Source organism: Pseudomonas sp. PS01299, assembly GCF_029960145.1.
In the GTDB taxonomy this organism is placed as follows: Bacteria; Pseudomonadota; Gammaproteobacteria; order Pseudomonadales; family Pseudomonadaceae; genus Aquipseudomonas; species Aquipseudomonas putida_A.
The window spans coordinates 1-19,476 of the sequence record NZ_JASCPO010000042.1; the positions used below are offsets into that span (position 1 = coordinate 1).

Annotated in this window: 14 protein-coding genes and 1 pseudogene; 9 read left to right on the forward strand and 6 right to left on the reverse strand. The window is 61.1% G+C overall.

Annotated features, from left to right (window positions below):
* Positions 1 to 235: 235 nt before the first annotated feature.
* The 6 genes from recC (at position 236) to QMX91_RS10315 (ending at position 11,930) form a co-directional block, all read left to right on the forward strand.
* Complete coding sequence (gene recC / locus QMX91_RS10290) at positions 236 to 3,688, forward strand: exodeoxyribonuclease V subunit gamma (protein WP_282412667.1); 3,453 nt, start codon at positions 236 to 238, stop codon at positions 3,686 to 3,688.
* Positions 3,685 to 7,374: an exodeoxyribonuclease V subunit beta gene (recB, locus tag QMX91_RS10295; RefSeq protein ID WP_282412668.1), complete on the forward strand. Its 3,690-nt coding sequence runs from the start codon at positions 3,685 to 3,687 to the stop codon at positions 7,372 to 7,374. Before recC ends, recB begins: the two co-directional genes overlap by 4 nt.
* Positions 7,371 to 9,470, forward strand: a complete 2,100-nt coding sequence (recD, locus tag QMX91_RS10300; RefSeq protein WP_282412669.1) for an exodeoxyribonuclease V subunit alpha — start codon at positions 7,371 to 7,373, stop codon at positions 9,468 to 9,470. The genes recB and recD overlap by 4 nt, the downstream gene beginning before the upstream one ends.
* Before the next feature lie 120 nt (positions 9,471 to 9,590).
* Positions 9,591 to 10,166 (forward strand): YfiR family protein, encoded by a 576-nt coding sequence (locus QMX91_RS10305; protein WP_027614152.1) that lies wholly within the window; start codon positions 9,591 to 9,593, stop codon positions 10,164 to 10,166.
* Positions 10,163 to 11,431, forward strand: coding sequence for a diguanylate cyclase (locus tag QMX91_RS10310; RefSeq protein ID WP_135294907.1), 1,269 nt, complete (start codon positions 10,163 to 10,165; stop codon positions 11,429 to 11,431). The genes QMX91_RS10305 and QMX91_RS10310 overlap by 4 nt, the downstream gene beginning before the upstream one ends.
* 43 nt (positions 11,432 to 11,474) lie before the next feature.
* Positions 11,475 to 11,930 (forward strand): OmpA family protein, encoded by a 456-nt coding sequence (locus QMX91_RS10315; RefSeq protein WP_171061906.1) that lies wholly within the window; start codon positions 11,475 to 11,477, stop codon positions 11,928 to 11,930.
* Here QMX91_RS10315 and QMX91_RS10320 read toward each other — a convergent pair.
* Complete coding sequence (locus tag QMX91_RS10320; protein WP_007962101.1) at positions 11,927 to 12,874, reverse strand: LysR family transcriptional regulator; 948 nt, start codon at positions 12,872 to 12,874, stop codon at positions 11,927 to 11,929. The genes QMX91_RS10315 and QMX91_RS10320 overlap by 4 nt on opposite strands.
* A gap of 150 nt (positions 12,875 to 13,024) precedes the next feature.
* On the opposite strand from QMX91_RS10320, the gene QMX91_RS10325 reads away from it, so the two are divergent.
* Both QMX91_RS10325 and mmsB read left to right on the forward strand, forming a co-directional pair.
* The gene (locus QMX91_RS10325; RefSeq protein WP_007962100.1) at positions 13,025 to 14,551 is read left to right on the forward strand and encodes a CoA-acylating methylmalonate-semialdehyde dehydrogenase; all 1,527 of its coding nucleotides are present in this window, start codon (positions 13,025 to 13,027) and stop codon (positions 14,549 to 14,551) included.
* A 9-nt stretch (positions 14,552 to 14,560) separates the two neighbouring features.
* Entirely contained in the window at positions 14,561 to 15,448 is an 888-nt protein-coding gene (gene mmsB, locus QMX91_RS10330) for a 3-hydroxyisobutyrate dehydrogenase (protein ID WP_098967092.1), read from the forward strand.
* A 248-nt stretch (positions 15,449 to 15,696) separates the two neighbouring features.
* Here the strand turns inward: mmsB and QMX91_RS10335 are convergent, their stop codons facing one another.
* The 4 genes and pseudogenes from QMX91_RS10335 to QMX91_RS10350 form a co-directional block, all read right to left on the reverse strand.
* The gene (locus tag QMX91_RS10335) at positions 15,697 to 16,047 is read right to left on the reverse strand and encodes a cupin domain-containing protein (RefSeq protein ID WP_003221437.1); all 351 of its coding nucleotides are present in this window, start codon (positions 16,045 to 16,047) and stop codon (positions 15,697 to 15,699) included.
* A 113-nt stretch (positions 16,048 to 16,160) separates the two neighbouring features.
* Entirely contained in the window at positions 16,161 to 16,532 is a 372-nt protein-coding gene (locus QMX91_RS10340) for a MerR family transcriptional regulator (protein WP_086793657.1), read from the reverse strand.
* Positions 16,533 to 16,579: 47 nt separating this feature from the next.
* Positions 16,580 to 17,156: pseudogene (locus QMX91_RS10345) on the reverse strand (NAD(P)H-dependent oxidoreductase).
* Between the two features lie 44 nt (positions 17,157 to 17,200).
* On the reverse strand, positions 17,201 to 18,082 hold the full coding sequence (locus QMX91_RS10350; RefSeq protein WP_282412670.1) for a LysR substrate-binding domain-containing protein: 882 nt from the start codon (positions 18,080 to 18,082) through the stop codon (positions 17,201 to 17,203).
* Between the two features lie 214 nt (positions 18,083 to 18,296).
* Here QMX91_RS10350 and QMX91_RS10355 point away from each other — a divergent pair, with 214 nt between their 5' ends.
* Positions 18,297 to 19,061 carry a sulfite exporter TauE/SafE family protein gene (locus tag QMX91_RS10355; protein WP_282412671.1) on the forward strand — a complete coding sequence of 255 codons (765 nt, stop codon included), beginning with the start codon at positions 18,297 to 18,299 and terminating at the stop codon, positions 19,059 to 19,061.
* On the opposite strand, the gene QMX91_RS10360 is transcribed toward QMX91_RS10355, so the two are convergent.
* Entirely contained in the window at positions 19,051 to 19,365 is a 315-nt protein-coding gene (locus QMX91_RS10360) for a putative quinol monooxygenase (protein ID WP_098967099.1), read from the reverse strand. The genes QMX91_RS10355 and QMX91_RS10360 overlap by 11 nt on opposite strands.
* Positions 19,366 to 19,476 lie beyond the last annotated feature (111 nt).

A 19,476-nucleotide genomic window follows, 5' to 3' on the forward strand; every position in this document is an offset into this window, starting at 1 on the left:
CATCCCGAACTCAGAAGTGAAACGATGCATCGCCGATGGTAGTGTGGGGTTTCCCCATGTGAGAGTAGGTCATCGTCAAGATTAAATTCCGAAACCCCAATTGCGAAAGCAGTTGGGGTTTTGTTTTGCCCGCAGGAAAGTTCCTACAGCATGCGGTAGGCCCTTCCGGCTGTCACAGCCTGCCGACAGTGCTAAGGTTCTGCCTTGGCTTTTGTACTTTTCCAAGGAAGCTTTTATGCCGGACGCCTCGTCCCTCAACGCTGCATTCATGGTGGTTCAGAGCAATAGCCTGGACGAGCTGCGCAGCCTGGTGGTCAGCATCATGCGGCGCTACCCATTGGCTCCCTTGGAGAACGAAATCGCTCTGGTCCAAAGCAACGGTATCGCCCAATGGCTCAAGCTGGCATTGGCAGAAGATCCTGAAGAGGACGATCTCGGTGGTTGCGGAATAGCCGCTGCCATCGATGTGCAGCTTCCAGGCAGTTTCATGTGGCAGCTCTACCGTATGGTGTTGGGCCGAGACGAAATCCCCGCCACATCCCTGCTCGACAAAGCTCCCCTGACCTGGCGGCTGATGCGCCTGTTGCCGCAAGTGATTGATCGCCCCCATTTCGAACCGCTACAACGCTTCCTCACCCATGACACCGACTTGCGCAAGCGCTACCAGTTGTCCGAGCGCCTGGCAGACCTGTTTGACCAATATCAGGTGTATCGGGCCGACTGGCTCGAAGATTGGGCCGAGGGCCGGCATCAGTTACGTAATGTTCGAGGCGAGATAAAGCCACTGCCTCCAGTCAGTTGCTGGCAGGCTGAACTGTGGCGTGCTCTTTTGGAAGATGTCGGTGAGCAAGGCATGGCCCAGAGCCGCGCCGGTGTTCATCAACGATTTATCGAGTGCATAAATTCCCTCGAACATGCACCAGCAGGACTACCCTCGCGGGTGATCGTGTTCGGTATATCCTCGTTGCCCGCCCAGGTGCTTGAAGCGTTGGCCGGACTCGCACGTTTCAGTCAGGTGCTGTTATGTGTACACAACCCTTGCCGACACCACTGGGCCGATATCGTCGCCGACAAGGATCTGCTGCGTCATCAATACAAGCGTCAGAGCCGCAAGAACGGCATGCCGGTCGTACTCGATCCTGAAACGTTGCACCAACATGCTCATCCGCTGCTCGCCGCCTGGGGCAAGCAAGGCCGCGACTATATCAACCTGCTCGACAGTTACGATGACCCCAACAGCTATCGCGCGGCGTTTCGTGACGGGCGCATTGATCTGTTCAGCGAAAATCAGCCACATAACATGCTCAACCAACTTCAGGACGACATCCTCGAGTTGCGGCCACTCAATGAAACGCGTGAGCGCTGGCCTGCCGTTGACTTGACGCAGGATGGGTCGATCCGCTTCCACATAGCCCACAGTGCCCAGCGCGAAGTGGAAATCCTTCACGATCAGTTACTCGCACGCTTCAGCGCCAATCCAGATCTGCGCCCACGAGATGTAATTGTGATGGTGCCGGACATCGACAGCTATGCGCCGCATATCCGGGCGGTGTTCGGACAACTGGATCGACATGATCCACGCTTCATTCCATTTACCTTGGCCGACCAGGGCCAGCGGGGCCGCGATCCGTTGCTGATTGCTGTCGAGCACCTGCTGAAGCTGCCCGATAGTCGTTTCCCGGTGAGCGAGATCCTCGATCTGCTCGACGTCCCTGCGTTGCGCGCCCGATTTGGCGTACAAGAGCGTGATTTGCCTACTCTGCATCGCTGGATCGAAGGAGCAGGCGTGCGCTGGGGAATGAACGCCGGGCAACGTGCCGGCCTGGGCTTGCCGGATGAGCTTGAACAGAACAGCTGGCATTTCGGTTTGCGGCGGATGTTGTTGGGGTACGCAGTTGGCAGCTCCAGCGCCTGTGCCGGTATCGAACCCTACGATGAAATCGGTGGTCTGGATGCTGCGTTGATCGGTCCGTTGGTTGCCCTGCTCGATGCATTGGAACTGGCCCATCACGAACTCACTCAAGTCGCTCAGCCCAAGGTGTGGGGCCAGCGCCTGCAAATCCTGATGCAGCTGTTTTTCAAGGCCAGTAACGAGCACGACGATTATCTGCTCACGCAACTTGAGGAGTTGCGCGAAACCTGGCTGCAGACCTGTGAATCCGTTGGATTGGTCGATGAATTGCCGCTGACGGTGGTTCGTGAAGCCTGGCTCGCGGGGCTGGATCAGGGGCGTCTGTCCCAGCGTTTTCTCGCCGGCGCAGTAAACTTTTGCACGCTGATGCCCATGCGGGCGATCCCGTTCAAGCTTGTCTGTTTGCTGGGGATGAACGATGGCGATTATCCCCGGGCGCAACCCCCGCTGGACTTCGACCTCATGGGCAGTGACTACCGGCCAGGGGACCGTTCCCGGCGTGAAGACGATCGCTATCTGTTGCTCGAGGCGCTCCTGTCTGCGCGCGATCAGCTTTACATCAGTTGGGTCGGACGCAGCATTCGCGACAACAGTGAACGGCCTGCTTCAGTGCTGATCGGGCAGTTGCGCGATCACCTCGCCAGTGGCTGGCGGTCGCTCGATGAGCATCAGGATCTGTTGACCTCCATGACCGAGGAGCACCCCCTGCAACCGTTCAGTTCGCGCTATTTCCATGAAGGCGATCAACTATTCAGTTATGCCCGTGAATGGCAGGTCTTGCACCAGGTGCATGCGCCACAACATGAGATGGAGCTACTCGCGCCCCATGTTCAGGAGGAGCCGCTGAGTCTGGCTCTGCTGCAGGATTTCTTGCGTAACCCGGTCCGGCACTTTTTCACGCAGCGCCTCAAAGTGTACTTCGAGGCCGCCGAGGCGCCCCTGGCTGACGAAGAACCGTTCGTGCTGGACGCATTGCAACGCTACACACTGAGCGACAGCCTGCTCGAAGCCGCACTCCGGCAGCCGGACAATATCAATCGGGCACTCGAAGATCAGGCGCGGCGTTTGCAAAACAGCGGATTGCTGCCCATGGCCGGCTTCGGCGAATGCCTGCAACGAGAGTTGATCGAGCCGTTACCTGACTTGCTGCAACGTTACCAACACCTTCTGGCGTTATGGCCGACACCATTGACCAGCGCGCTCCCGGTCAGTCTTGAGTTGCAGGGCGTGCGTGTTGAAGGCTGGCTCGCCGGTTTGCATCAACGCGCTGACGGTGGCGTGTTGTCGGTCACGACCATTCCCAACAGCATCGGCTCGATCAAAAGTCGAAAATGGCATCGGTTGATCAAGCCGTGGGTCAATCACCTGGTGGCCTGCGCCAGCGGACTTATCCTGACCACGGCACTGGTGGCGAGTGACGATACGCTGTTGCTTGAGCCGACGGAGAAGGATCGAGCGGTTCGTTTTCTGGGTGATCTGCTGCTCGCCTGGCAAGCCGGCATGCGCCAGCCGTTGCCGATCGCGGTCAAGACGGCCTTCGCCTGGCTTGCGCAGACTGATCCGCTCAAGGCTGAGGCGGCTGCCAGAAAAGCCTACGAAGGCGACGGCCAGACCAGTGAAGGTGAGCGCCGTGAAAGCCCTGCGCTGTCACGCCAATTCGCTGACTTTGACGCATTGAGTGCCGACGAAACATTCTCCGGCTGGTGCGACGCGTTGTATCGCCCCCTGTTTGAAGTGCCATGGCGCTCGTTGGCCAGCGAAGGGGCACGCGCATGAGTACCAAAACACCGCTGGCTCTGGCCTTCCCGCTGCACGGCAGTCAACTCATCGAAGCCAGTGCCGGTACCGGCAAGACCTTTACCATTTCTGCTCTCTATCTGCGGCTGATCCTTGGCCACGGCGGCGAATCGAGCGGCTTCGGCCGTGAATTGCTGCCCCCGCAGATTCTTGTGGTGACCTTCACCGATGCCGCCACCAAGGAGCTGCGTGAAAGAATCCGTACGCGGCTGGCCGAGGCTGCACGGTTTTTCCGTGAAGAAACCCCGGCGCCGGATGGCTTGATTGCCGAGCTGCGCGAGCAGTTTGACCCGGCACAATGGCCCGGTTGCGCCAATCGCCTGGACATCGCCGCGCAATGGATGGATGAAGCGGCCGTCTCCACCATCCACAGTTGGTGCCAGCGCATGCTGCGCGAACACGCGTTCGACAGCGGCAGCCTGTTTACCCAGTCCCTGGAAACCGATCACAGCGATCTGCTCGGTGAAGTACTGCGCGATTACTGGCGACTGTTCTGTTACCCGATGCAGGGCGACGCGCTGAACTGGGTTCGCGCTAACTGGGGCGGGCCGGCAGCGTTGTTGCCACGAGTGCGCGGCCTGTTTGGCAGTGAGCGCGACAGTGATGACGGCAAGGTCCCCGCAGAGCTGATCGTCGAGTGTCTGCAAGAACGGCGTGCCGCGTTGCTCGAGCTGAAGATGCCGTGGCGTCAGTGGGCCGATGAGCTGCTGGTGATCTGTCACGAAGGCGTTGCGAGCAAAGCCGTCGACGGACGCAAGATGCAGGCGCGCTACTTCGAGCCCTGGTTCGAGAAACTCAAGGCGTGGGCCGAAGACGAGGCTATGGAACAACTGGACATCGGCACCGGTTTCACCCGATTGACCCCTGACGGAATGGCCGAAGCCTGGAAGGGCCAGGCACCGAGTCATCCGGGTCTCGATGCGATGCCGGGGCTCAAGTCGAGCCTCGACGCGCTTCCCACCCCCGATGCCGCCGTATTGCAACATGCGGCGAGATGGGTGGGCGCGCGTTTTGAGGAAGAGAAGCGTCGTCGTGCGGAAATGGGGTTCGACGACATGCTGTTGCGCCTCGATGCGGCGTTGCAATCCGACAGCGGCGAGCGCCTTGCTGCGGTGATCCGCGAGCAGTTTCCGGTTGCTCTGATCGATGAGTTTCAGGACACCGACCCGGTGCAATACCGGATTTTCGAGAGCATCTACCGCATCGAGGATAACAGTCCGGATACCGGTCTGTTCCTGATCGGTGACCCCAAGCAGGCGATCTACGCGTTCCGTGGCGCCGATATCTACACCTACCTGCGTGCGCGTCAGGCCACTGCCGGCCGCCTGCATACGCTGGGCACCAACTTCCGCTCCAGCCATGGCATGGTCAACGCGGTCAATCACGTATTCGAACGCGCCGAGTCCCGCGAGCAGGGACGCGGCGCGTTTTTGTTTCGGGAAAAAACCGGGGAAAACCCGGTGCCGTTCCAGCCTGTTGAGTCTCAGGGGCGCAAAGAGCGGCTGCAGATTGCCGGGCACGATGTCGCGGCACTGAATGTCTGGCACCTGTCGACGGAGCAGCCGCTGTCAGGCGCGGTCTATCGCCAGCAGTTGGCGGCGGCCTGTGCCAGCGAAATCACCGCGTTGCTCAATGGCGGGCAAGCCGGTGCGGCGGGATTTGTCCGCGACGGAGAAGACTTCAGAGGCTTGCGACCCTCTGACATTGCGATTCTGGTACGCGACGGCAAAGAGGCCCAAGCCGTACGCGCAGAACTCGCGGCCCGTGGCGTGCGCAGCGTTTACCTGTCGGACAAGGACTCGGTGTTCGCCGCCCAGGAAGCGCATGACCTGCTCTCCTGGCTCAAGGCCTGCGCGGAGCCGGATGTCGAGCGCTCTCTGAAGGCTGCGCTGGCTTGCATCACCCTCAATCTGCCGTTGGCTGAACTGGAACGTTTGAATCAGGACGAGTTGGTCTGGGAAGCCCGGGTCATGCAGTTTCGTGGCTATCGCGAACTGTGGCGCAAGCAAGGTGTGCTGCCTATGTTGCGACGCCTGCTGCACGACTTTCACCTGCCGCAGACCCTGATCGCACGCAGTGATGGCGAGCGGGTACTGACCAACCTTTTGCACTTGTCGGAACTGATGCAGCAGGCTGCCGCTGAGCTTGATGGCGAGCAAGCGCTGATTCGTCATCTGGCCGAGCTTCTGGCGTTGTCCGGTCAGGCCGGCGAAGAGCAGATATTGCGTCTGGAGAGTGACGAGCAACTGGTCAAGGTCGTGACCATTCACAAGTCCAAAGGGCTTGAGTATCCACTGGTGTTCCTGCCTTTCATCTGCTCGGCAAAACCGGTGGATGGCAGTCGCATGCCGCTGCATTACCACGATGCCTCCGGCAAAGCCCAGGTGACACTGAAGCCGACCGCCGAATTGATCGCCCTGGCGGATGACGAGCGTCTGGCCGAGGACCTGCGTCTGCTCTACGTCGCCCTGACTCGCGCGCAACATGCCTGCTGGCTGGGTGTCACGGACCTCAAACGCGGTAATAACAACGGTTCGGTGCTTCATCTTTCGGCGCTTGGCTATCTCCTGGGTGGCGGCGCAAGGCTGGATGAGTCAACCGGTCTGAGCCGCTGGCTGCAGGATTTGCAGCAGAACTGCACGGCCATCAGTTTGGGGGAGTTGCCTCAAGCCACTCAGGAGATCTACCGGCCCGAGCGTAACGAAGCGATCCTCAGCGCTACATTGGTGCCCAAGCGCAAGGCCAGCGAAAACTGGTGGATTGCCTCCTACAGTGCTTTGCGCATCAGTGACGTATTGAGCGTGGGCAGCGATGAGGCGCCGGACAGTCCACAAGCGCAAAAGCTGTTTGATGATGAGCGTCTCGACCCGGAAGCGCCACGCGAGATCGTGGCCGGTGGCGCCGATATTCATCGTTTTCCCCGCGGTCCGAATCCGGGAACCTTTCTTCATGGTCTGCTCGAATGGGCCGGAGACGAAGGTTTTGCCGTTCCTTTTGAAACGCTCAAGGATGCGATTGGCCGGCGCTGCAACCTGCGCGGCTGGGAAGGCTGGATCACCACTCTGAGTGACTGGCTGCAACACTTGCTCAAGTCGCCGCTACCAGCAGGTGGCGGACAGCCTCCGGTGGTTCTCGAGCAACTGAAACAGTACCGCGTCGAGATGGAGTTCTGGTTCGCCAGCCACAAGGTCGATGTTCTCAAACTCGATGAGTGGGTGCGCCAGTACACCCACAACGGTGTGGCACGAGTGGCCGCCGAGCCAGTACAGCTCAACGGCATGTTCAAAGGCTTCATCGACCTGACTTTCGAACATGAAGGGCGCTACTACGTGGCCGACTACAAATCCAACTGGCTGGGTGTCGACGATGCGGCCTATACCGAGCAAGCCATGGAGCGCTCGATTCTCGACAACCGTTATGACCTGCAATACGTGTTGTATCTGCTGGCGTTGCATCGACAACTGAAGGCGCGGTTGCCTGACTACGATTACGATCGGCATGTCGGTGGTGCCTTGTATGTGTTCCTGCGCGGGACCCGGGCAGACAGTCGCGGGGTGTATTTTGCGCGGCCGCCGCGCGAACTGATCGAGCGCCTGGATCGCCTTTTCCAGGGCAAGCCGGAACCCAAGGCCGAACCCGCATGGGAACAGGGAGTCCTGCTATGAGCCGTACCTTCGCCGATCTGTCATCGGCTATCGACAACCCGTCGAGCCTGGCGCCACTGACCAGTGCCTCGGATCTGCTGATCTTGCTTGATCGCTGGGTCGAGCGAGGCTGGCTTCGTTCGCTGGACAAAGCCTTTATCGGTTTTCTGTACGAACTCGCACCCCAGTCCGATCCACTGGTGTTGCTCGCTGCCGCACTGACCAGCCATCAACTGGGTCACGGACATGTCTGCCTCGACCTGTTCGAAACCCTCAAGGCCCCGGATTTCGCCCTGTCTTTACCTCCTGAAGGCGATGAGCAAAGTGATGTCTTGCTCCTGCCGTCGCAGCTGCTTGAAACGCTGGATGGCGCCCATTGGTGCAAGGTGCTGGCGAGCAGCGCTCTGGTTGCACTGGCTGCGGACAATAGCGAAGCGGCGCATCAGCGACCGTTGGTGCTGTCCGGCAAGCGTCTGTACCTGCGGCGCTACTGGGCCTATGAGCGGCGTATCGATGCGGCGTTACGCACACGTCTGGCCCAAGGCGAAACGCCGCCGGATGACTTGCCCCAGCGTCTCGATGAATTGTTCGGCCCCGCCAGGCCCGGAGCAGTGATCGACTGGCAGAAACTCGCCTGCGCGCTTGCCACTCGGGGAGCCTTCAGCATCATCACGGGCGGCCCGGGAACTGGCAAAACCACCACGGTGGTGCGTCTGCTCGCGCTGCTTCAGGCGCCGGCGGTGGAAGCCGGTCAGCCGTTGCGCATTCGTCTGGCGGCGCCCACGGGCAAGGCTGCTGCGCGGTTGACCGAGTCCATCAGCCAGCAAGTGCAGTCGCTGAAAGTCACCGAAGACGTGCGCGAGAAGATCCCCTGCGACGTGACCACTGTCCATCGTTTGTTGGGCAGCCGGCCCGGCACCCGACACTTCCGCCACCATGCCGGCAACCGCTTGCCGCTAGACGTGCTGGTGGTCGATGAAGCTTCCATGATCGACCTGGAAATGATGGCTAACCTGCTCGATGCGTTGCCGGCGCATGCGCGTCTGGTGTTGCTCGGTGACAAGGATCAACTCGCCTCCGTAGAGGCCGGGGCGGTGCTCGGCGATCTGTGCCGCGATGCCGAGGCAGGCTGGTACAACCCGCAGACCTGGCGGTGGCTGGAGTCGGTCAGTGGTGAGTCATTACAGGACAGTGGCCTGCACGAGGACCACGACGGCTCGCATCCTTTGGCTCAGCAACTGGTGATGTTGCGCCATTCCCGACGCTTCGGTGAAGGCAGCGGCATCGGTCAGCTGGCGCGGCGGGTCAATCAGCAGTTGCCGGAGGAGGCGCGCCAGTTGCTGGCGGCCGGTCACTATGATGACGTGTTTTCCCTGCCGCTCAAGGGCGAACACGATCACACGTTCGAGCGGCTGCTGCTCGACGGTCATGGGGAAGGTCCAAAGGGTTATCGCCACTATCTGAATATCCTGCGCCAACAACGCCCGCCAGCGGAAAGACCGCTGGAGCATCCGGACTGGATCAACTGGGCGCGGGAAGTGCTGCTGGCGTTCGACACCTTCCAGTTGTTGTGTGCTGTGCGCAAGGGGCCTTGGGGCGTTGAAGGGTTGAATCTGCGGATCACCGAAACGCTGGTCAAGGCACGCCTGATCGAGCATGACCAGCAATGGTACGAAGGCCGGCCGGTGCTGATGACGCGCAACGATTACGGTCTGGGTCTGATGAACGGCGATATTGGCATTGCCCTCAAGTTGCCCGAGCGCGAAGGCCCGGACGCCGGCAAACCGGTGCTGCGCGTGGCCTTTCCGCGTAACGACGGGCAGGGCGGTGTGCGTTTCGTACTGCCGAGCCGGCTCAACGATGTGGAAACGGTGTACGCGATGACGGTGCACAAATCCCAGGGCTCCGAGTTCGCCCACACCGCGCTGATCCTGCCGGATGCCTTGAATCCGGTGTTGACCAAGGAATTGATCTATACCGGTATTACCCGGGCCAAACACTGGTTCACTTTGATCGAACCCCGGGCTGGCGTGTTTGAAGAGGCGGTGCAGCGCAAGGTCAAGCGCCTGAGCGGATTGATGCTGGAACTGGAGGAAGGTGGCGAGGTTCGGGAATGAAATAGCCTGATGTTCGGTGCCGATTACTGACCAACTGGTCAGCAGCTGCTGTCTCGCTGGTGTTACTCCGCTGTGCTATCGTTGCGGCATCATTTCGGTACGATCCAAGAGAATCCCTGCATGAAGGTGGCTGTCTGGGCGACAGAGCGCGTGGTTCGCTGCAAGCACGCATTGCTTGTCGGTCTGCTCTGTTTGCTGACCGGCGCCGCCATGGCGCAGGCACAGACGCCGGTAGGCATGGCCGAGCAGCGCGCCCAGTCGGTGACGCAGGTTGTGCTGGGCATCCTCAGTTACGCGCGCTGGCCGGTGGAACCCGCACAATTGCGCCTGTGCATCGTCGGCCCCACCGAATACACCGATGACCTGGTCAAAGGCACTACGCAAGCCACCGGTCGTCCGGTCGCTGTGCGCCGACTGCTGGCCGACAACCCGGCGATCGTCAGCGAATGCGATGCGGTGTACATCGGCAAACTCACCGCAGATGAACGCAGTCGGCTGTTCACCTCATTGATCGGCCATCCGGTGCTGAGCATCAGCGAAGGGGGCGATCAGTGCACGGTCGGCAGCCTGTTCTGCCTGCGGGTCGGCGATCAGCAGGTTTCCTTCGAGGTCAATCTCGACTCCGTCGCCCGCAGCGGTGTACGCATCCACCCGAGCGTACTGCAGTTGTCGCGCCGCAAACCGGCGGCACCATGAAGCTGTTTCGTTCCAGGAGCCGCCCGACACTGGGCTCGGTCATCGGCCGCGGCCATTTGATTGTCGCGCTGGTGGCCGTGACGATGGCCAGCGTGTCGCTGACCCTGCTGGGCGTTCTCGCGCTGCGGGTGTACGCCGATCACAACCTGCATCTGATTGCACGTTCGATCAGCTACACCGTGGAAGCGGCGGTGGTGTTCAACGATAAGGACGCCGCCACCGAAGCGCTGGCCTTGATCGCGTCCACCGAAGAGGTGGCGGATGCCCAGGTGTTCGACACACAGGGGCAGTTGCTGGCGCGTTGGCAGCGGCCCGAAAACGGTCTGTTTTCCCAACTGGAAATGCAGGCTGCCCGGACCATTCTGGAAAAGCCGATCAGCCTGCCGATCATGCATCAGGACCGTGAAATCGGGCGTATTCTGCTGGTCGGTCACGGCGGTAGCCTGATGCGCTTCTTGCTCAGCGGTCTGGCGGGGATCATTCTCTGCACCGCAATCAGTGCCTGGGTCGCGCTGTATCTGGCGCGCCGACAGCTGCGCAGCATTACCGGCCCGCTTCGCAGCCTCGCGGCGGTGGCCCACGCTGCCCGCAGCGAGCGAGCACTGGATCGCCGGGTACCGCCGGCGCAGATCGCCGAGCTCGACAACCTCGGCAACGACTTCAATGCCCTGCTCGATGAACTCGAATCCTGGCAGACCCATCTGCAAAGCGAGAACGAAACCCTCGCCCATCAGGCCAGCCACGACAGCCTCACCGGTTTGCCCAACCGGGCGTTTTTCGAGGGGCGATTGATTCGCGCCTTGCGCAACGCCGGCAAGCTCAATGAGCGGGTGGCGGTGCTGTTTCTCGACAGCGACCGCTTCAAAGGCATCAATGACAACTTCGGTCACGCCGCTGGCGACGCGGTGCTGGTGGCGGTCGCCAATCGGATCCGCGCGCAACTGCGTGAAGAGGATCTGGTGGCGCGGCTCGGCGGCGACGAGTTCGCCGTACTGCTCGCGCCGCTGCACAAGATCGAGGACGCCGAGCGCATTGCTGACAAGATTCTCGCCAGCATGGACATGCCCATCGCGCTGCCGGGGGATACCAGTGTGGTGACGTCGCTCAGTATCGGCATTGCGGTTTTCCCCGATCATGGCGCCACGCCAGGTGCCTTGCTCAACGCCGCCGACGCGGCGATGTATCAGGCCAAGCGCCTGTCGCGTGGCGCTCAATTCACTGCCGGGTCGGAGAGCCCGGTCGTCAATCTGCAAACCAGGAGCTGATTCCGTGTTCACATTTCCCGCTCGACTGTTTTCCGCCTTGCTGATGATCGCCGTACTGGCGCTGACCGGGTGCCAGACCGCACCGCAGAAAGGCCTGACCCCGGCGCAGATCGCCGTCCTCAAACAACAAGGCTTCGAAGCGACCGACGAGGGCTGGGAGTTTGGCCTGTCCGGCAAAGTGCTGTTTGGCAGCGATATCGAAAGCCTGAACAACCAGAGCACCGAAATCGTCGAACGCATCGGCAAGGCACTGCTCGGCGTCGGTATCGAGCGGGTGCGGGTCGACGGTCATACCGATGCCTCGGGCAAGGAAACCTACAACCAGCAACTGTCGCTGCGTCGGGCCAAAAGCGTGGCCAAAGTGCTGACCACCGTCGGTATGAAGGAAGAGAACATTCAGCTGCGCGGACTGGGCAGCAGCGAGCCGGTGGCGTCCAATGACACTGCCGCCGGACGCACCGAAAATCGCCGGGTGTCGATTGTGGTCAGCGCCGATTAATCGGCAAACCGCATCTCGCGGGTCTGCCCCATCAGCAGACCCTGATTACGCTCGGTCACCTCACGGATGTAATCCCACAACAGGGTGATCCGCTTCAATTTCCTGAGATCCTCCCGGCAGTACATCCAGAACTGCCGGGTGATGTCGATTTCCTCGGGCAGCACCGGCAGCAGGCGCGGATCCTGCGCCGCGAGGAAGCACGGCAGAATCGCCAGTGAACGCCCTTGCTGCGCCGCGACGAACTGCGCGATCACGCTGGTGCTGCGCAGGTTTGCGCTGGCGCCGGGCAGCACGTTCGCCAGGTAAAGCAGCTCCGAGCTGAACGCCAGGTCATCCACATAACTGATGAATTGATGCTTGCCCAAATCGGCCGGGCGGCGGATCGGTGGGTGCTGGTCGAGGTAGTCCTGGGTTGCGTACAGCTGCAAGCGGTAGTCGCAGAGTTTGCAGCACACGTACGGGCCGTGTTCCGGGCGCTCCAGCGCAATGACGATATCGGCTTCGCGTTTGGACAGACTGATGAAGTGCGGCAGCGGCAGGATGTCCACCGAGATCGCCGGGTAGGCGTCGACGAAGTGGCTCAGCTGCGGGGTGATGAAAAAACTGCCGAAACCTTCGGTGCAGCCCATGCGTACATGCCCGGAAAGTGCCACACCAGAGCCCGAGACCTGCTCGCAAGCCATGTGCAACGTGCTTTCAATCGACTCGGCATAGCCCAGCAAACGCTGGCCTTCAGTGGTCAGGACAAAACCGCTGGTGCGCGATTTTTCGAACAGCAACGTACCCAATGCCGCTTCCAGCGAACTGATGCGCCGCGACACGGTGGTGTAGTCGACGGCGAGCCGTTTGGCCGCGGTGCTGGCCTTGCGGGTACGGGCGACTTCGAGGAAAAACTTCAGGTCGTCCCAGTTCAGCGACCCCAGGGAGGTGATGTTTTTTTGCATGATGGACGGGCTTATATGTGCGTTCTTATTAGAAGTTTGCACATCTATACTCCAAAAACAGTCCGACAACCAATTCGTGACACACGCCTCATCTCAAGGCGAACCCTTTCGCCTTGGCTCCTACGATAAAAACAAGTTTCGGAGACCAGCATGAACGCATCGCTTACGCCCAACGAAACCACGGTCCAGAAGGTCAAGCTGCTGATCGATGGCGAGTGGGTCGAATCGCAGACCACCGAATGGCACGACATCGTCAACCCGGCGACCCAGCAAGTGCTGGCCAAGGTTCCGTTCGCCACTGCCGCTGAAGTCGACGCCGCCATCAGTGCCGCGCACCGCGCGTTCCAGACCTGGAAACTGACCCCGATCGGCGCGCGCATGCGCATCATGCTCAAGCTGCAGGCACTGATCCGCGAGCACTCCAAGCGCATCGCCGTAGTGCTGAGCGCCGAGCAGGGCAAGACTATTGCCGACGCCGAGGGCGATATTTTCCGTGGCCTGGAAGTGGTCGAGCACGCCTGCTCCATCGGCACCCTGCAAATGGGCGAGTTCGCCGAAAACGTGGCGGGTGGCGTCGATACCTACACCCTGCGTCAGCCGATCGGCGTGTGCGCCGGCATCACCCCGTTCAATTTCCCGGCGATGATTCCGCTGTGGATGTTCCCGATGGCGATCGCCTGCGGCAACACTTTCGTCCTGAAGCCTTCGGAACAGGATCCACTGTCGACCATGCTCCTGGTGGAACTGGCGATCGAGGCCGGCGTTCCGGCCGGCGTGCTCAACGTGGTGCACGGTGGCAAGGACGTCGTCGATGGCCTGTGTACCCACAAGGACATCAAAGCCGTATCGTTCGTTGGTTCGACCGCGGTCGGTACGCACGTTTACGACCTGGCCGGCAAGCACGGCAAACGCGTGCAATCGATGATGGGTGCGAAGAACCATGCCGTCGTGCTGCCGGACGCCAATCGCGAGCAAGCGCTGAATGCCTTGGTCGGCGCCGGTTTCGGTGCGGCAGGGCAACGCTGCATGGCCACCTCGGTGGTGGTGCTGGTTGGTGCGGCGAAACAATGGCTGCCGGATCTGAAAGCGCTGGCGCAGAAACTCAAGGTCAACGCCGGCAGCGAGGCGGGCACCGATGTCGGCCCGGTGATCTCGAAGAAAGCCAAGGCGCGGATTCTCGATCTGATCGAAAGCGGCATCAAGGAAGGCGCCAAGCTTGAACTCGATGGTCGCGACATCAAGGTGCCGGGCTACGAACAAGGCAACTTCGTCGGCCCGACCCTGTTCTCGGGCGTGACCACTGACATGCAGATCTATACCCAGGAAATCTTCGGCCCGGTGCTGGTGGTGCTGGAAGTCGACACCCTCGATCAGGCCATCGCACTGGTCAACGCCAACCCGTTCGGCAACGGTACGGGCCTGTTCACCCAGAGCGGTGCGGCGGCGCGCAAATTCCAGACGGAAATCGACGTCGGCCAGGTCGGCATCAACATCCCGATTCCGGTGCCGGTGCCGTTCTTCAGCTTCACCGGTTCCCGTGGTTCGAAACTCGGCGACCTGGGTCCGTACGGCAAGCAAGTGGTGCAGTTCTACACCCAGACCAAAACGGTCACGGCGCGCTGGTTCGATGACGACAGCGTCAACGACGGCGTGAACACCACCATCAACCTGCGCTGAGGACTGGCCATGAAAATCGCATTTATCGGTCTGGGCAACATGGGCGCGCCGATGGCGCGCAACCTGATCAAGGCCGGCCATTCACTGAATCTGGTCGACCTGAACAAGACGGTGCTGGCGGAGCTTGAGCAACTGGGCGGCACTATCCGCGCCTCGGCCCGTGAGGCCGCCGAAGACGCCGAGCTGGTGATCACCATGCTCCCGGCGGCGGTGCATGTGCGCAGCGTCTGGCTCGGTGAGGACGGTGTGCTCGCCGGTATCGGCAAAGGTGTGCCGGCGGTGGATTGCAGCACCATCGATCCGCAGACCGCCCGCGATGTGGCCGCCGCTGCTGCCAAACAAGGCGTGGCCATGGCTGATGCACCGGTCTCCGGCGGCACTGGCGGCGCGACCGCCGGCACGCTGACCTTCATGGTCGGCGCCACTCCGGAACTGTTCGTCACCCTGCAACCGGTGCTGGCGCAGATGGGCCGCAACATCGTGCATTGCGGCGAAGTCGGCACCGGGCAGATCGCCAAGATCTGTAACAACCTGCTGCTGGCGATCTCGATGGTCGGCGTCAGCGAAGCCATGGCGCTGGGCGATGCACTGGGGATCGACACCTCGGTGCTGGCCGGGATCATCAACAGCTCGACCGGGCGTTGCTGGAGTTCGGAAATGTACAACCCGTGGCCGGGCATCGTCGAAACGGCGCCGGCCTCGCGCGGTTATACCGGTGGGTTTGGTGCCGAACTGATGCTCAAGGATCTGGGGCTGGCGACCGAAGCAGCGCGTCAGGCGCATCAACCGGTGGTGCTCGGCGCGGTGGCGCAGCAGTTGTATCAGGCGATGAGCCAGCGCGGGGAGGGTGGCAAGGACTTCTCGGCGATTATCAACAGCTATCGCAAGCCACAGTAACTTGGACATCAATACTTTTTGTGGCAACGGAGACTTTGTGGTGAGGGGATTTATCCCCGATCGACTGTGTAGCAGTCGCAACCACTGAGCCTGCGTTTCAACTGACACAATGCGGGGGGGCGCTTTGCGCCCATCGGGGATAAATCCCCTCGCCACAAATCTCACAGGCGCCACAACCATGGCGTCAGCCAGAATGCAGTAGGTGTTGCCGGGAAATCACGTCGGGTGGTTTCCCGGCTTTTTTTGCATCAGGCGAAGACGAAATATTTGCGTACGGTCTCGACCACTTCCCAGGTGCCTTTCATCCCCGGTTCAACCACGAAGATGTCGCCGGCTCGCAGGTGGATTGGCGCCATGCCGTCCGGGGTGATGATGCAGTAGCCTTCCTGGAAGTGGCAGTACTCCCACTTCACATAATCGACCCGCCACTTGCCCGGGGTGCAGATCCAGGTGCCCATGATCTTGCTGCCGTCTTCGCTGGTGTAAGCGTTGAGGTTGACGGTGTGCGGGTCACCTTCGAGTTTTTCCCATTTGCAGGCATCGAGTACCGGCAGCGGGTGGGTGTCGCGCAGAACGGTGATGGGGGCGGTCGCGGTCATGAGAACTCCGGGCAGTGGGCGGATGGCAAAGAAACCAACTCGCACCCTATAGCGCCCGGTTGCCGCTCAGTTGTCTGTGCTCGACATCGAGCTGCTCAGAAACGCGCAAACCGTCAAAGGTTTTCCAGCGGGCATTCGACCCGCGCCCGTTCAAGGTCGATTTCGAAACCTTCCAGTTGCGCGTATTGCCGCGTCAGCTCAGCGATGCTGCTGTTGATCTCGCGTTTTTTTGCCTCGATAGCCTGTTGGGCCAGATCCCATGGCATGGCCTCGCCATGATGCGCGGCAAAAATCGTCTGCAATTCCCGGAGCCTGAAGCCCATCTCTTTTGCGCATTTGATGAAGATCAGCAGTTCGATGCTTTGTTGGTCGTAGAGGCGATATTTACCTTGGCGCCGGGGCGTGGGCAGCAAACCGATCGACTCGTAGTGGCGAATGCTTTTGATGGTGGTGCCGGCACGTTGCGCGGCTTGGCCGATGTACATAAAAGTCCTTTTTCAATGTGAAACCGTGCGGCGCATTATCGGCAGACTTAGCGGCGGGCGATAGCGTGCGCCTGTTGCAGCCAGCGCTGGCGCTGCCGGTCGCTGGAGTCAAGCAGCGGGCCGAAGGTCAGCGTGCGCAGGGGGTTGATACCACAGAACTGCAGGGTGGTCTTGCGCACCTGATGCAGTCCCGGCATCCGGTAGATCCAGCGGTAATACCAGAGTGGCGTGTCCATCGTCACCAGCAAATGCGCGGTGCGCCCCTTGAGCAACTGATCGGGAAAGGGTTTGCCTTTTCGGTATTTGAAGGCGAATCCCGGCAGCAACACCCGATCAAAAAAACCTTTGAGCAGCGCCGGAATGCCGCCCCCACCAGATCGGGTAGACCAGCGTCAGATGTTCGGCCCAAAGGATGTCGGATTGCGCGCGGCGTAAGTCGTCTTCCAGCGGTTGAGCCTGTTGATACCCTTGGCGCAACACCGGGTCGAAAGCCATCTCTCCCAAGCGCAACTGACGCACCTGATGTCCGGCATCGAGCGCTGATTGTGCATAGCGCTCGGCGAGTGCGGCGCAGAAACTCGTCGCGCCGGGATGGCCGAGAATCAGCAGAATGCGTTTGCCCATGGTCATGCTCCTTGCCGTTGAACGCCAAGGATGAAGTCTGCCCCTCAGGGGAGAGTCAAGGCTTGCAGCAAGGCTTTGGCATAACCGGGCAGGGCGCCGAAGTCCCGGGCGCAGAGCATCAGCGTGCGGCGCGCCCATGGCTCGTTGAGGGTGATGCTGTTGAATGAGCGCGGCGTCGCGCGTTCAATGGCCGCCAGCGGCACGATGGCGAGGACGGCGCCTCGGGCGACCATGCGCAGCACTCCTTCGAAACCGTCGGCGCGGATCCGCACCTGCATGCGCGAGCCGCTGTGCAGCGCCTGTTCTTCGAGGTAGATCGCCAGCGCGCTGTCGGTGCTCAGGCCGACAAAATCGTGATGCAGGGCGTCGCTGAAGCTGACTTCGGCGGCGTTGGCCAGTGGATGTTCCCGCGGCACGATCAGCACTAACGGATCATCGCGAAAGGGCTGAGTCTGTAAATCGGAGGTGTCCACCGCATCGGAGACGATGCCGATATCGGCTGCGCCCTGGCGCAAGGCGTGGGTGATGCGGGCGCTGGGCAGTTCCTGCAGATCGATGTCGAGGTTGGGATGCTCGCGCAAAAAGTCCGCGAGCACTTCCGGCAGGTATTCGGTGATCGCCGTGGTGTTGCACAACAGTCGCACCTGACCTTTGACGCCCTGGGCGTAGTCGGCCAGATCCTGCTGCATGCGTTCGGCCTGTTGCAGGAGGATGCGCGCGTGGTGGGCCAGTGCCTTGCCAGCGGGCGTCGGGCTCACGCCACGGCGGCCGCGCTGCAGGAACTCGGTGCCAAGCGAGGCTTCCATGGCGCGAATGCGCGCACTGGCGGCGGCGAGCGAAAGATGGCTGCGGGCGGCGCCGGCGGTGATGTTGCCGGTGTCGAGGATGTGCAGGTAGAGGCGCAGGTCGGTGAGGTCGAAGTGCATGGGGCCGCCTGTGGTTTTTGTGGTGTCTGGGCGGGCCTCTTCGCGAGCAAGCCCGCTCCCACAGTGGATCAGTGGTGAATCCAAAACTGTGGGAGCGGGCTTGCTCGCGAAGGGGCCATCAGCCGCAACGCAATTAACAGCCTCTTGTACCGGCAGAGGCAGCCTCAGTATATGGCAGATTTTCAACGCACCCGCCAAAGCGCACAGTAGCGCCATGAACGCATTTGCAGACTTCTATCAAAACCTCGGCTTGGCTCTGTCCCTGCTGGTCATCGCCACTTTCATCATGGCCGGGCTGGTCAAAGGCGTGATCGGCCTCGGTCTGCCCACCGTCGCCATGGGCCTGCTTGGTCTGGCTATGGCGCCGTCACAGGCAGCCGCGTTGCTGATCATTCCGGCGACGTTGACCAACGTCTGGCAACTGGCCTTTGGCGGGCATCTGAAAGGGCTGCTCAAACGCCTGTGGCCGCTGTTGCTGATGATCTTCCTCGGCACCGCCGTCGGCACGTTGTCGATCGGCATGGCAGGCGGGCATTGGGTGGTGCGTGGGCTGGGCGCGGCGTTGCTGCTGTATGCGTTGAGCGGGTTGTTGCTGCCAACGCTGCAGGTCAATCCCCGGCATGAACCGTGGCTGGGTCCGCTGTGCGGGCTGATCACCGGGGTTATCACTTCGGCCACCGGTGTGTTCGTTATTCCGGCGGTGCCGTACCTGCAGGCGCTGGGTTTGAGTCGCGATGAACTGGTGCAGGCGCTGGGCCTGTCGTTCACCGTTTCGACCCTGGCGCTGGCCGGCGGCCTGTTCTGGCGCGGCGCACTGGGCAGTGGCGAATTGAGTGCCTCGCTGTTGGTGCTGATTCCCGCGATGCTGGGCATGTGGTTCGGCCAATGGTTGCGTCAGCGCATCAGCGCTGTGCTGTTCAAGCGGGTGTTCTTTATCGGACTGGGCGCGCTCGGCGCCCATTTGCTGATCAGCGGCTAGCCGACGAGGCGCTGAGCATGTCGATCCGACGGACATCGAAATCACGCTCCAGATACGTCATGCGGTTGTCGAAAAACTCGCGCATGTGCGGCAGATTCGAGTGCACGTCCAGGTGCGCCTGGCTTTCCCAGATCTCGTAGAAGATGAACAGCGTCGGGTCTTCCTTGTCGCGCAGCATGTGGTACTCGATGCAGCCTGGCTCGGCGCGGCTCGGCTCGACATAGGCGCGAAACAGTGCTTCGAAGGCCTCGGCTTTTTCCGGGCGGGTCTTGGCATGCAGGATGAAACCGTGGCGTTCACTCATCAAAACAACTCCTCAAATGCAGATGGCCGGGAATGCTATTGCAACAATCGGCATTCGATTCGTGCTTTTTGATCAAATGTATTTTGCGCCGACGCGGCTTATTCCGCGCGA